Origin of the sequence: Allobosea sp. CCNWLY174, assembly GCF_037120455.1 — a bacterium.
Taxonomy (GTDB): Bacteria; Pseudomonadota; Alphaproteobacteria; order Rhizobiales; family Beijerinckiaceae; genus Allobosea; species Allobosea lupini.
This window is the reverse complement of record NZ_JBBBBQ010000001.1, coordinates 1,009,899-1,022,356: the sequence shown is the minus strand read 5'-3', so window position 1 is coordinate 1,022,356 and position 12,458 is coordinate 1,009,899. Positions and strand designations below refer to the sequence as shown.

12 protein-coding genes are annotated in these 12,458 nt (G+C 68.5%); 3 read left to right on the top strand and 9 right to left on the bottom strand.

Annotated features, from left to right (window positions below; all coding sequences use genetic code 11):
• Positions 1 to 98: 98 nt before the first annotated feature.
• The 3 genes from V7S63_RS04915 (at position 99) to V7S63_RS04905 (ending at position 3,652) form a co-directional block, all read left to right on the top strand.
• Positions 99 to 1,709 (top strand): FAD-dependent oxidoreductase, encoded by a 1,611-nt coding sequence (locus V7S63_RS04915; RefSeq protein ID WP_336529392.1) that lies wholly within the window; start codon positions 99 to 101, stop codon positions 1,707 to 1,709.
• An 8-nt stretch (positions 1,710 to 1,717) separates the two neighbouring features.
• A complete protein-coding gene (locus tag V7S63_RS04910; RefSeq protein WP_336529391.1) occupies positions 1,718 to 2,884 on the top strand; it encodes an NAD(P)/FAD-dependent oxidoreductase in 1,167 nt (388 codons plus the stop codon).
• Positions 2,885 to 2,962: 78 nt separating this feature from the next.
• Positions 2,963 to 3,652, top strand: coding sequence for a DUF2161 domain-containing phosphodiesterase (locus V7S63_RS04905; RefSeq protein WP_336529390.1), 690 nt, complete (start codon positions 2,963 to 2,965; stop codon positions 3,650 to 3,652).
• A 20-nt stretch (positions 3,653 to 3,672) separates the two neighbouring features.
• On the opposite strand, the gene V7S63_RS04900 is transcribed toward V7S63_RS04905, so the two are convergent.
• The 9 genes from V7S63_RS04900 to V7S63_RS04860 all read right to left on the bottom strand — a co-directional run bounded on the left by V7S63_RS04900 (position 3,673) and on the right by V7S63_RS04860 (position 12,457).
• Positions 3,673 to 4,734: an NAD(P)H-dependent flavin oxidoreductase gene (locus V7S63_RS04900; RefSeq protein WP_336529389.1), complete on the bottom strand. Its 1,062-nt coding sequence runs from the start codon at positions 4,732 to 4,734 to the stop codon at positions 3,673 to 3,675.
• Positions 4,735 to 4,863: 129 nt separating this feature from the next.
• Positions 4,864 to 5,094: a tautomerase family protein gene (locus V7S63_RS04895; protein ID WP_091830296.1), complete on the bottom strand. Its 231-nt coding sequence runs from the start codon at positions 5,092 to 5,094 to the stop codon at positions 4,864 to 4,866.
• A 29-nt stretch (positions 5,095 to 5,123) separates the two neighbouring features.
• On the bottom strand, positions 5,124 to 5,834 hold the full coding sequence (locus V7S63_RS04890) for an SDR family NAD(P)-dependent oxidoreductase (RefSeq protein ID WP_091830632.1): 711 nt from the start codon (positions 5,832 to 5,834) through the stop codon (positions 5,124 to 5,126).
• Positions 5,835 to 5,978: 144 nt separating this feature from the next.
• Positions 5,979 to 6,914, bottom strand: coding sequence for a LysR family transcriptional regulator (locus V7S63_RS04885; protein ID WP_336529388.1), 936 nt, complete (start codon positions 6,912 to 6,914; stop codon positions 5,979 to 5,981).
• Between the two features lie 84 nt (positions 6,915 to 6,998).
• Entirely contained in the window at positions 6,999 to 8,735 is a 1,737-nt protein-coding gene (locus tag V7S63_RS04880) for a Na/Pi cotransporter family protein (protein WP_336529387.1), read from the bottom strand.
• Between the two features lie 303 nt (positions 8,736 to 9,038).
• On the bottom strand, positions 9,039 to 9,722 hold the full coding sequence (locus tag V7S63_RS04875) for a transglutaminase-like domain-containing protein (RefSeq protein ID WP_336529386.1): 684 nt from the start codon (positions 9,720 to 9,722) through the stop codon (positions 9,039 to 9,041).
• Between the two features lie 13 nt (positions 9,723 to 9,735).
• A complete protein-coding gene (locus V7S63_RS04870; protein WP_336529385.1) occupies positions 9,736 to 10,341 on the bottom strand; it encodes a 2-hydroxychromene-2-carboxylate isomerase in 606 nt (201 codons plus the stop codon).
• A gap of 3 nt (positions 10,342 to 10,344) precedes the next feature.
• Positions 10,345 to 11,952 (bottom strand): acyl-CoA carboxylase subunit beta, encoded by a 1,608-nt coding sequence (locus V7S63_RS04865; protein ID WP_336529384.1) that lies wholly within the window; start codon positions 11,950 to 11,952, stop codon positions 10,345 to 10,347.
• Between the two features lie 4 nt (positions 11,953 to 11,956).
• Positions 11,957 to 12,457 carry an acyl-CoA carboxylase biotin carboxyl carrier protein subunit gene (locus V7S63_RS04860; RefSeq protein ID WP_336529383.1) on the bottom strand — a complete coding sequence of 167 codons (501 nt, stop codon included), beginning with the start codon at positions 12,455 to 12,457 and terminating at the stop codon, positions 11,957 to 11,959.
• Position 12,458: the final 1 nt, after the last annotated feature.

The following is a 12,458-nucleotide window of genomic DNA, read 5'->3' as shown; positions in this document are numbered from 1 at the left end:
GCCCGGATGTCGCGTCCCGGCCGGTCGATGTCGCAAACCGGCCGGCTCCGCCAGGCGCCGGCGCCAAGAATGAGCTCAGTCATTCGAAAGCGCAGACCATGACCGTCCCGGCCTCCGATCCCAAATCCGTCACCGGCAAGCCGCTCGCCATTGCCGAGAGCGTCGATGTCCTCGTCGTCGGCGCCGGCCCTGCCGGCCTCGAAGCTGCCATCGGCGCGGCGGCGCGAGGCTTTGGCGTCTTGCTGGTCGACGAGAACCCGGTGCCGTTCAAGACGATGGGCGACGACGTCCCCTTGCATTTCGGCCAGGGCATGGCCGCCAGCGCCCGCAACCGCAACGCCATGATGGAGACCTTCGTCGCCTCCGAGCCGCGGATCGCCGAGGCCTTCGAAGCCGGTGTCGATCTGCGCCTCGGCACGGCCTGCTGGGGGCTCTATGCCAACGGCCCGGCGCTCGGCTGGATGCCGGGCCTCGTCGCCGGCCTCGCCGACGAAGAGAGCAGCATCCTCGTCCAGGCCCGGCACGTCATTTTGGCCTGCGGCCGCCGCGACATGGGCCTCGGCTTTCCCGGCTGGGAAAAGCCCGGCGTGATGGGCGCCACCGCCGCGCTCAATCTCGCGACGCGCTACGACGCCTTCGGTCCCCGCACCGTCGTCGTCCTCGGTTCGAACACGGAGGCCCTGACCACCGCGCTCGCCTTGCGTGAGGCGGGCGTCACCATCGCCGCCATCGTCGAGCAGGCGGCCGAACCGATCGGCGACGCGGATTTTCTGGCGAAGCTCCGCGCTGCCGGCACCGAAATCCTGGCCGGCCATGTCGTGCGCGAGGCGATCGGCCGCGATGGCGTCGAAGCGGCTGTCGTCGCGAGACTGGACGGGGAGGGCCGCCCGGTTGGCGAAGAGCGCGCCATCGCCTGCGACGGCATCGTATTGGCGGTCGGCGCCACTCCGGTCATCGACCTGATCGACGCAGCCGGCTGCAAGGTCGCGTTCCAGGCCGAGCGCGGCGGCTATGCGCCCGTGCTCGACGCCGGCCAGCGCACCAGCCTCGCCAACGTCTACGCCGTCGGCGACTGCGCCGGCCTCTGGGCGGCCAAGACGCGCGACCGCACGATTGCCGAGGCGGAGGCCGCCCGCGCGGTCGCAACGCTCGGGGAAGACAGCGTCAGTGCGGAAGCCCCAACGCCGCCCGCGCCGAGCTATGACATCTCCGCCTATCGTCTCGCCTGGGTCAGGGCGAGCGTGATCGAGGCCCAGGCCGAGTTCCATGTCTGCCAATGCGAGGAGGTGACGGCGCGCGAGATCCTCGAGATCCGTCCGCCGCGCTATCTCGACTGGCAGAACGAGCGCCGTAATGACCGCTCGCTCTCCGCCCTGCTTGGCGAGGGCCCGCCCAATCCCGATCAGGTCAAGCGCCTGACCCGCGCCGGCATGGGGCCTTGCCAGGGCCGACGCTGCCGCGAGCAGGTCGCAGCCCTGCTGGCGCTCGGCGCGGCGCAGCCGCTCTCGGCGATCCCGCTCGCCGGCTATCGCGCGCCGGTCCGGCCGATGCCGCTGGCGATGACCGCCCTTGTTCCCGAGGCGCCCGAGCAGGCCGAGCATTGGGACACCTGGTTCGGCATGCATGCGCAATGGGTGCCGTTCTGGGAGGTGCCGGCGCGCTATACCGTCGCTGGCAATGACGCGACCGGCCCCGTCGCGAGCGAGTGAGAGCCATCATGAGCGAGATCAAGGGAGCTTCGGTCGTCATCGTCGGCGGCGGCGTCACCGGCCTCTCCGCAGGCTGGTGGCTGGCGCGCGATGGCGTCGACGTGCTGGTGCTGGAGAAGGGGCTGATCGGCTGGGAGGCATCGGGCCGCAATGGCGGCGGCTGCTCGCACCATCATTCGCCGCTCTTCGCCGAGGAGCAGCGGCTCTGGCCGATCATGGACGAACTGCTCGGCTACCCCACCGAGTTCCGGGGCGAGCGTGTTCGCCTTGCCGCGAGCGAGCACCAGATGGCGCTCTATGGCCGCGCCTTGCGCAATGCCGCGCGGCAGGGCTTCGAGTCCGAGGTGCTCGACGTCAAGCAGGCCAAGGAACTGGTGCCGCTGGCAGGCGATACCGTCGTCGGCGGCTATCACTACAAGTTCGGCGGCCATGCCAATCCGCACCGCACGCTGCAGGGCTACGCCTGGGCGATGCAGGACCATGGCGGGCGCATCCTGCAGCACACCACCGTCACCGGCTTCCGGACCGAGGGCGGCCGGGTCGTCGCGGTCGAGACCGATCGTGGTGAGATCGGCTGTGACAGCCTCGTGCTCGCCGCCGGTCCGCAGACCGGGCGTCTCTCCGCCATGCTCGGGCAGGAGGTGCCGGTGCAGTCGGCCCGCTGCGAGATGATCGTGACCGAGCCGCTGCCGCTGATGCCGCTCGGCGGCGTCGACGGCTGCGGGCTCTATGGCCGACAGACCCTGCGCGGCAACCTTGCCTATGGTGGCGGGCCGCATGAATGGCTGGCCATGGCGGAGGAGGGCACGCTGCCTAAGCCGACCACGCCGCTGATGCTGCATATGGGCCGGAGGCTCGCCGAACTGCTGCCAAAGGCGTCGCATGCCCGCATCATCCGCTCCTGGGCCGGGGTGATCGAGAACACGCCGGACGGCCGGCCGGTGATCGACCGGCTCGCCTCGCAGGCCAATGTCGTGGTCGCGACGCTGTCGAGCGTCGGCTTCGGCCTCTCGCCCGCGAGCGGGCGGGCGATCCGCGATCTCATCATCGACGGGGCCTGCGGCTTCGCCGACATCTCCAGTTTCGCACTGTCGCGCTTCGCCGAGCTGGAGCCGAACTGGCGCGAATTGCAGGGCTGGCAGGTGACCGCTGCGACCGAGGCGGTGGCGGCTTAGGACGGGCTCCGGCGTCCGCGTTCGGCACTTCGAAACGTCTTGCTACCATCATGGTGCGAGTCGTCCGGAGAGCCCCGCGTGGAAACCACCCTCTACCCGCCCGTCAAGCGCTTCCTCGAGGAACTCGGCTATGCCGTGAAGGGTGAGATCGGCCGCTGCGACCTCGTCGGCCTCAGGGAAGGCGATCCGACGGTGGTGGTGATCGGGGAACTGAAGCTGGCCTTCAATCTGGAGCTGATCCTGCAGGGCGTCGACCGGCTGCGCCTCGGCGACGAGATCTGGCTGGCGGCGCAGCTTTCGGCCCGGGGCAAGGGCCGCGAGAGCGATCCGCGCTATCGCGATCTCTGCCGCCGGCTAGGCTTCGGCCTGCTCGGCGTCAGCAGCACGGGGCGCGTCGAGGTGCTTGTCTCGCCGGTCGCACCGACACCGCGCAAGAACGCCAAGGCCCGCTCGCGGCTGGTCGACGAGCACCGGCGGCGCAAGGGTGACCCCGCTGCCGGCGGCAGCACGCGCCGGCCGATCATGACCGCTTATCGCCAGCAGGCGCTCGCTTGCGCCGCGGCGATGAGCACGGCGCCGCTGCGCCCGCGCGACCTCAAGCCGGCATGCCCCGACGCCCAGAAGATCCTGCACCGCAACGTCTATGGCTGGTTCGAGCGCGCCGAGCGCGGCGTCTACGGGCTGACCGAGGCCGGCCGCAGCGCGCTCGCGCTATGGGGCACGAACGTTCCGCCGGTCGAGACCGAGCGCAGTAGGCTATCGGCTTAAGCAGCGCGCAACGGCCTCCATCAACCGTCCAGCCCCGCGAGCATCCGCGTCAGCGCCGCCGCGGACATCGGCCTGGCGAGCGGGAAGGATTGGCCGGCCCAGAGCAGGGTGAAGTCGTCGCGGCCGGCAGCTTCCGCCGCGCTGCGTAGCGGTCCCAGCGCCGTGCCGGCCGTCGGGAAGGCCGGCGCGAGCTCTGAGATCGGGCCGAGCTCCGTCATGGCGCGGTTGACGATGCCGCGCGCCGGCCGGCCGGTGAACAGGTTGGTGAGCGCGGTCGGCCGCTCGCTCATGCGGAGCGCCTTGCGGTAGATCGGCGAGATCTTGGCCTCGGCCTCGGGCGTGAACAGATAGGCGGTGCCGACCTGGACGGCCGCCGCTCCGAGCGCAAAAGCAGCCTCCACCCCGCGCCGGTCGGTGACGCCGCCGGCGGCGATGACCGGGACCGGCACGGCATCGACGACCTGCGGCACCAGTGCGAAGGTCCCGAGCTGTTCGGATATCCGGTCGTTCAGGAAGATGCCGCGATGGCCGCCGGCCTCGGCGCCCATGGCGATGACCGCGTCGACGCCGTGGTCCGCGAGCCAGCGTGCCTCGGGCACGGTCGTGGCGGAGGCGATGATCCTGGCGCCAGTTCGCTTCACCCGCTCGAACAGGTCGGGCGCTGGCAGGCCGAAATGGAAGCTGACGATCTCGGGGCGGTACTCTTCCACCACGCTCGCCAGGCCTGCGTCGAAAGGCGTGCGCCCGCTCGGCGTCTTCGGCATGTTCGGGTCGAGCCCGGCCTCGGCATAGTAGCCGGCGAGGCGGTCGAGCCAGGCAGCCTGACGGGCCGGGTCATCGGCCGGGGGCGTGTGGCAGAAGAAGTTGACGTTGAAAGGCCGTCTCGTGCCGGCCCGCACCGTGTCGAATGCGGCCCGCAGGCCCGCCGCATCGTACTGCGCGCCGGCCAGCGAGCCGAGCCCGCCGGCTTCGCTGACGGCGATGACCATCTCGGGCGTCGAGGCGAGGGCCATCGGTCCCTGGATGATCGGCAGCTCGATGCCGAAGAGGTCGAGCAGGCGCGCTTGTGCGGTGCTGGTCATGGTTGTTCCTCTCGGGGGCAGAGCCGGTCGGCGCTAGAGTCCGGCCCTGCTCGCCGATTGCAAGGTGAAGCTCAGCGCATCCGGGGTGCAGGATTGGGCGGGACGCGGTTCGAGACGCTGGCGGCGAGATCAGCGCGCCGCGCGCCGCTTGCGGTAGTCCGCAACGGGCAGGCCGCCCCAGCCCCAATTGTCGAGCTCGACCTCCTCGATCACGACGAAGGTCGCCTCGAGCGGCTTGTTCAGCACATCGAGCAGGAGCTGGCTGGCACCGGCGATGAGCCTGGCCTTCTCCTCAGGCGTGACTGAGGTGCGGCCCGGGCCGGAGCCCTCGCGGGTGACCTGAATGGTGACGATCGGCATGGAAGCCTCCTATGGGGTTGCGCGTTGCGTCAGTGGCCGGCGCTCTGGCCGCCGTCGACATGCAGGATCTCGCCGGTGACGAAGGGGGCGCTCTCCAGGAACAGCACGGCATCGACGATGTCCTTGACCTCGCCCAAGCGCTTGACTGGATGCAGATTGGCCAGGAATTCATGCGTCTGCGGCGCGTGCATCGGCGTCTTGATGATGCCTGGCGAGACTGCGTTCACGCGGATGCCTTGGGTGGCGTATTCGATCGCCAGCGCCTTGGTCGCCGAGTTGATGCCGCCCTTGGTCAGGTTGGCGAGCACGGTCGGGACGCCCGCGACGGCCTGGTCCGTCAGGCTGGTGGTGATGCTGACGATGTGGCCGGAGCCCTGCGCCAGCATGGCGCGGGCCGCCTGCTGGGTGATGTGGAAGAAGCCGGCGAGATTGGTCGCGATCTTGGCCTGGAAGTCCTCGGCCGTGTAGTCGATGAAGGGCTTGGCGATGAAGATGCCGGCATTGTTGACCAGCGTGTCGACGCGTCCGAAGCGGGCCATCGCCTCCCTGACGACTGTCTCGGCGGTCGCCGGATCGGCGATGTCGCCGGGGACCGCAAGGATGTCCGGGTCGCTGCCCTGCGTGATCGAGCGCGACGTCGCGACGACGCGATAATTGCGGTCGCGGAAACCCTTGACCAGCGCGGCGCCGATGCCCTGCGAGGCACCGGTGACGATGGCGACCTTCCGTTCGTTGCTCATGATGATCCTCGTTACGTCGGCAGCGAGCGGATGTGCCGCTGCCCGGCCATTGGCCTGATGACGAGGAATCTGGAGTGTTTCGCGCTGCAGCTGAATGCCCGTTGGTCGGCAGGCATTCAACCGCTGCGCGGAAGAATCGGCGGTTCAGGACCGCTTCACACCCAATTCGGCCGAGAGCCGCGCGAAGTCGGCGCGCAAGCGCGGCACGGCGAAGTCGAGAAAGGCGCGGACCTTGGGGACGTTCGAGCGGCCCTGCGGCATGATCAGGTTGACGGGGCGGGGCGGCGGCTCGGCATCCCGCAGCAGGAGCTCGAGCGAGCCGTCCTGCACGCGCTCGGCGACATGATAGGTGAACAGCCGCGTGACGCCGAGGCCGCCGACCGCAGCGCCCAAAGCCGCCCTGACGCTGTTGACGGTGAGCCGCGGCCTGAATTGGACGGAGCGGGATACGGAGCCGCCCTTCGCCGGCGGGAAGACCCAGGACTCGCGCCCGAAATCGGTGCAGGCGATGATGCTGTGACTTGCCAGGTCTCCCGGCTCGTCGATGCGCGGGTGCTGGCTGAGATAGCGGGGCGAAGCTGCGACGACCGTCCGGACTTCGCCGCCGATACGGATGGCGGTCATCGCGGAATCCGGCAGGTCGAGGATACGCAAGGCGATATCGATGCCTTCCTCGACCAGATTCGCGCCACGCGAGAGCAGGACGAGGTTGACCGAGACGGCCGGAAAGGCCGCGATGAAGGCGTCGACGATCGGGCGCAGGATCTCTTCGCCGCTGATCGGCGGCGCGGTGATGGTCAAGGTGCCGCGAGGAGCGGCCTGCTCGCCGGCGCCGATCGCTTCCAGTTCCTGCAGGTCCGCAAGCAAGCGGCGGCAGATATTGGCATAACGCTCGCCGGTTTCGCTCAGCCGGATCGAGCGGGTCGTCCGGTGCAACAGCGGCGCGCCGGCCTGCTGTTCGAGAAAAGCGACGGCCCGGCTGACGGCGGCCGGTGAGCGCCCGAGCAGGCGTCCCGCTCCGGCGAGGCTGCCCTCGTCCAGAGCGGCGATGAACACTTTCATCGCGTCGATGCGATCCATGGTGCCCCCGAGCCTCGGGCCTTAAGCTCGGTCAAACCGGCAGGCTGTCAAGCGCAGGCGGCGCCGGCCCAGGCCGTGCCGGTCTCAGGCCGGCTTCTGCGGCAAAGCGAGGCCGTAGCCGTCAGCCACGCCGGGCTGCTCCTTGGCCGGTTGCTCGCCAGCCCTGCGCAGCCTGGTGTCCCTGAGCTCGTCGGCGGCCTCCAGGATCGGGTAGGCGATCGAGGTGATGTGGCCGTGGATGCGCTTGAGGTCGCGCAGCACGTCGAGATGGATCGAGGATGTCTCGAGCGATTGCGTCACCCCGCTGCGCAGGCGTTCGTAATGCTTCTCGGTTGCCATGCGCTCGGCGACGCGCATCGCGCTCTTCTCGTCGAAGAGCTGGCGGGCGAGGCCGATATCGCGCGTGGCCAGCACATTCAGCGAAAGCTGCAGGCTGTGGCTGACCTGCCTGTGGAAATCGCGGATCTCGGCTAGGCCTTCCTCGGAGAAGCGGTAGCGCTTGCGGATCTTCTTCTCGGCGAGCTCGCGCAGGTTCTTGTCGATGATGTCGCCGATATGCTCGAGATTGGTGGTTGCCGTAATGATCTCGAACAGGCGTCGGCTGTCCTCCTCGCCGAGCGGATGGCGAGAGAGCTTGACGAGATAGAGCTTGATCGCCTCGTGGATCGCGTCGACGCCGTCATCGGCGGCCGCGATCTCGCGCGAGAGGGCGAGCTTGTCCTGTTCCAGCAGGACCTGCAGGTCCTTCAGCATGGCGCCGACACGGTCGCCCAGATGCAGCGTCTCTCGCATCGCGCTGGCGAGGGCTTCGGGCGGGCTGTCGAGCAGGCCGGCGTCGAGATAGAGCGGCCGATTGCGCTGCTCGGCTTCGGGCTTGGCCGGGGTCAGGCGCGTCACCAGTGCCGCGATCGGCTGGACGAAGGGCAGGAAGGCGATGGCGCCGATGATGTTCAGCGCCAGATGGATTTCGACCGCCAGGCGCGACGGGTCATGCGACAGCGCCGAGAACCAGACGGAGAGCGGCTTGGCGAAAGGGATGACGACCAGCGCGATGATCATGCGCGTCAGCAGGTTGGCGAGCGCGACGCGGCGCTGCACCACGGGCGCGCCGAGCTGGTCGAGCACCGGCACCAGCGCATTGCCGAGATTGGCACCCACGATCAGGGTCAGCGCGGTCGGTGCCGGGAACAGCCCGCCGGCCCAGAACGAGGCGATCAGGAGGACGATGGCGAGACTGGAATGGGTCAGCCACGTCGCCGCGACGGTGATCCCGACGGCGAGCAGCGGCTCGCTCGCCAGCGCCTCGAACACCGAGCGGAACACGGGCGATTGCGCCAGCGGCGCCGAGGCGGTCTTGAGCTCGGCGAGCGAGAGCAGGATCAGGCCGATACCGACGATCAGGCGCCCGATATTGCGGGCGCGGTTCATCGCTTCGTTGGCGAGGTAGAGCGCGACGCCGACGGAAAGGCAGGCGCCCCAAAGCCAGCCGAGATCGAAGGAGATCACAAAGGCGGCCATCGCTGTGCCGACATTGGCGCCGAGCAGCACGGCGAAGGCCATCGGCAGGCCGATCAGCGCCTGGCCGGCGAAGGAGGAGAGCAGCAGCGTCGTCGCGGTCGAGCTTTGCAGGATCAGCGTCACCACCGCGCCGCTCGCCATCGCCGAGACACGGTTGCCGGCGAAGCGGGCGAGGCCCTGCCGCAGCGAGGGGCCGAAGGCCCGCGTCGCGCCCGTCCGCACCAGCCTGACCGCCCAGATCAGCAGCGCCACCGAGCCGGCCAGGTGGATCAGGATGGACGTGGTGCTGTCTGCGGCGTTCATCGTGGGGTGGGCGCTCCTGCAGGCGGGAATCAGCGAGGGTCAAGCGGCTGATTATGCCGCCAAGTTCGTTAGCCGTCTTATAAAATCGACGGCGGAAATGGTCTACTTCTTACGCATATCGAGCGGGACGGAGCAGAAGGCGGTCGATGCGCGATCACAAACGCGCTGGCCGGTTATGATCCACCGAGCCTGCAACTGGCGTGCGTGGTCGTCCACGACACGCGCTGACGAAGCGGTCTGGCTACCTGGTCAGTGTGGAAGAATTGCGGTCACTGGTCGGGCCCGCTGGCCGGGACGCGATGGTCACCCGTCCGGGGCGTGTTCAGGATGAGCCTTGCCCGCAAGGGCGGCGCGCTCCGCCGCCATCGCCGTGATCAGGCGCGGATAGGCGTCCTGCATCGCCTCGCGAAAGGCTTCGAACGGCATCTCGTCATGATCGCCGCGGTCGAGCACATAGTCCATGTGCTGCCGGCCGGCCGCATCGAAGGGCTGGAAGATCGAGTCCAAGCTGCCGTCGAAATCGAGCGGCTCGACGCCGAAGCGGGCGCAGAAGGCAAGATCGAAGGCCGGCGTCGCCTTGACCCAGCGGCCTTCGAGATGGATTAGCGTATAGGCGTGCCAGCGGAAGACGTCGCTGCCCATGAGATCGAGGATGCGCGGCGAGGCCAGGTGGTTGCGTACATCGGCGAAGCCGACGCGTGCCGGAATGCAGGCGGCGCGGCAAACCGCAGCGAGCGTTACCGCCTTGGGCACGCAGAACGAGCCCTTCGCCTCCAGGCAGCGCGAGGCGACGAAGATGTCGCGCTCAATCCCGAAATAGCGCAGGTCGTATGGGATCGCGTCGCGGACGGCGTAATAGAGCCGCACGGCGCGGTAGCGATCGGGGCCGCTGCCGGCATGGCGGTCGACAAAGGCGCGGACCTTCGGCGCATTCGCATCGATGAAGGGCGTCGCCTTCAGCGCCCCGGCGAGCCTGTCGTCGCTCATCGCACTCTCCCGTCTACGCGGTGCGCGGATGCTGCAGCCGCCAGGCGATCTGCGGCAGGCGGTCGGCGCCGAAGAAGCTTTCGCCGTCCAGCGTCATGAACGGCACGCCGATGATATTGGCCGCGCACGCTTCATCCACTGCCTCGCCAAGGCGCTGGCGGCCTTCGCTGCCGTCGATCATGGCGCGGACCGTCTCCGGAGTCTCGTCCGCAAGACAGGGCAGGGCGGCGAGCACGGCCGGGTCGGTTATGTCTCCACCCCGGGCGAAGAAGGCCTCGAAAATCTCGCTCGCCAGGCGCAAACCGTCCTGCGGCCGCGTCGCGGTCCAGGCGTGATAGAGCCGACCGGCGAGATGGGCCGAGATCTGCAGCGGCTCGGGGATCCTGAAGGGCAGGCCGAAGAACTCGGCCGAGCGGATCACGTCCTCGAGAAAATAGCGCCGCCGCGCCGGCTTCTCCAGCGGGTTGGTCACACCCTGCTGCTTGAACACCGCCCAGAGCAGGATCGGCCTTAGCTCCAGTGCCCGGCCATGCTCTTCCGCCAGTCGCGCCAGCGGACGAAGCGCGAAGTAGGAATAGGGCGAGGCGAAATCGAGATAGAGGCGCAGCGCTCCCGGCATCGATCAGAACCTGAAGACGCCGTAGCCGGGCGGGCCGAGCGGAGCGTTCAGCGAGGCCGAGATCGCCACGCCGAGCGCATTGCGGGTGTCGAGCGGGTCGATGATGCCATCGTCCCAGAGTTCCGAGGTCGAATGATAGGCCGAGAGCTGCTCCTGATAGGCTCTCCGCGTCTCCTCCCAGAGCCGATCGATCTCGCTCTGGTCGACCGCGCCGCCATTGCGCTTCATCTGGTTGGCCTTGACCTCGGCCAGGGTGTTTGCCGCCTGGTCGCCGCCCATCACGCCGATCTGGTGGTTCGGCCAGGAGAACAGGAAGCGCCCGTCGAAGGCGCGCCCGCACATGCCGTAATTGCCGGCGCCGAACGAGCCGTTGCACATCACCGTGAATTTCGGCACCCGCGAGCAGCTCTGCGCCATGATCATCTTGGCGCCGTCCTTGGTGATGCCCCGCCGCTCGTATTCGCGCCCGACCATGTAGCCGGTGATGTTCTGCAGGAAGACCAGCGGCGTACTGTTCTGGTTGCAGAGCTCGATGAAATGGGCGCCCTTGATCGAGGAATCGTTGAAGAGCACGCCGTTATTGGCGAGGATCCCGACCTTGAAGCCCCAGATATTGGCGAAGCCGCAGACCAGCGTCGTGCCATAGTTCGGCTTGTATTCGTGGAAGCGGCTGCCGTCGACGATGCGGGCGATGATCTCGCGCATGTCGAAGGCCTTCTTGATGTCGTCGGGCACGATCCCGTAGATCTCGGCGGGATCGTAGAACGGCTCCTCCGGCGCCTCGCGCTGGGCTTCCCAGCGCGGCAACCGGTCCCATTGCGCGACGATGTCGCGTCCGATCTCGATGGCGTGTTCCTCGCTGTCGGCGGGGTAGTCGCAGGTGCCGGAGACGCTGGTATGCATCTCGGCGCCGCCGAGCTCCTCGACCGTGACGTCCTCGCCCGTCGCCGCCTTCACCAGCGGCGGGCCGCCCAGGAAGACCGCGCCGGTGCCGCGCACGATGACACTGTAGTCGGACAGCCCGGGGATATAGGCGCCGCCGGCGGTGCAATGGCCGAAGACGAGGGCGAGCTGCTTCACGCCCATCTTCGACAGCAGCGACTGATTGCGGAAGATCCTTCCGCCCATATAGCGATCCGGAAACAGCTCCGACTGGAGCTGCAGGAAGCCGCCGGCGGAATCGCAGAGATGCACGACCGGGAGGCGGTTCTCCATGGCGATATCGAGGGCGCGGACGATCTTCTTGACCGTCAGCGGATACCACGCGCCGCCCTTCACGGTCGGGTCGTCGGCGCGGATCATCACTTCGCGGCCGCAGATCATGCCGATGCCGACGATCGAGCTGGCCGACGGCGATTCCCCGCCATAGGCCATGTTGGCCGCGAGCGAGGACAGCTCCAGGAAGGGCGTACCTGGGTCGAGCAGCATCTCGATGCGCTTGCGCTGCGGCATCTTCTGCTGGCGGGCGAGCCGATCGAGATCGCGCTGCGGCCGGCTATGACGCGCCGCCTCCTGCTTGGCCTTGAATTCGGCGACGAGGCGGCGGTTATGCGCCTCGTTGCGGCGGAAATCGGCGGAAGCGGTGTTGATCGACGATTGCAGTCTGGACATCGTGTCAGCCTTCCGCCGGAGCCGCGAGACGGGCGAGGACGGCATCCTTGTCGAAGCCTTCGCCCTCGCGCGCCGCGATCTCGGCGATCTCGCCGTCGCGTGGCGCATCGAGTTTCATCTGCAGCTTCATGCTTTCGATCGTGACGACGGTCTCGCCGCGCTGGACCTTGTCGCCGACGCGCTTGTGGACCACGACGACCGTGCCCGGCATCGGCGCGCGCACGACATTGGCGCCGCCGCCGGCTGCTGAGGCTTCGCCTGCGGCATCGTGCCGGCGCAGCGCGAAGCTGCGGCCGTCGAGCCGGACGATGACGCCGTCGGCGCTACCGGCGCGGACGAAGGCGATCGGCTCGCCGTCGATCGTCAATTGCCGGCTGCCGTCGCCGGCCTCGTCGAGGCGCTCCACGACATGCCGGCGACCGTTGATCGAGAGCACGAGATGCGGCCGGCGCGCGAGGATGGTGACGTGATGCACGCTGCCAGCGAGATCGAGCTTGAGGACCATG

Bases quoted from the DNA above. Each gene is read 5' to 3' on its own strand.
- V7S63_RS04890 (WP_091830632.1), bottom strand. From the start codon at position 5,834: ATGAGCAACGAACGGAAGGTCGCCATCGTCACCGGTGCCTCGCAGGGC.
- V7S63_RS04865 (WP_336529384.1), bottom strand. From the start codon at position 11,952: ATGTCCAGACTGCAATCGTCGATCAACACCGCTTCCGCCGATTTCCGC.
- V7S63_RS04910 (WP_336529391.1), top strand. From the start codon at position 1,718: ATGAGCGAGATCAAGGGAGCTTCGGTCGTCATCGTCGGCGGCGGCGTC.
- V7S63_RS04875 (WP_336529386.1), bottom strand. From the start codon at position 9,722: ATGAGCGACGACAGGCTCGCCGGGGCGCTGAAGGCGACGCCCTTCATC.
- V7S63_RS04895 (WP_091830296.1), bottom strand. From the start codon at position 5,094: ATGCCGATCGTCACCATTCAGGTCACCCGCGAGGGCTCCGGCCCGGGC.
- V7S63_RS04860 (WP_336529383.1), bottom strand. From the start codon at position 12,457: ATGGTCCTCAAGCTCGATCTCGCTGGCAGCGTGCATCACGTCACCATC.
- V7S63_RS04900 (WP_336529389.1), bottom strand. From the start codon at position 4,734: ATGACCAGCACCGCACAAGCGCGCCTGCTCGACCTCTTCGGCATCGAG.
- V7S63_RS04880 (WP_336529387.1), bottom strand. From the start codon at position 8,735: ATGAACGCCGCAGACAGCACCACGTCCATCCTGATCCACCTGGCCGGC.
- V7S63_RS04870 (WP_336529385.1), bottom strand. From the start codon at position 10,341: ATGCCGGGAGCGCTGCGCCTCTATCTCGATTTCGCCTCGCCCTATTCC.
- V7S63_RS04885 (WP_336529388.1), bottom strand. From the start codon at position 6,914: ATGGATCGCATCGACGCGATGAAAGTGTTCATCGCCGCTCTGGACGAG.
- V7S63_RS04915 (WP_336529392.1), top strand. From the start codon at position 99: ATGACCGTCCCGGCCTCCGATCCCAAATCCGTCACCGGCAAGCCGCTC.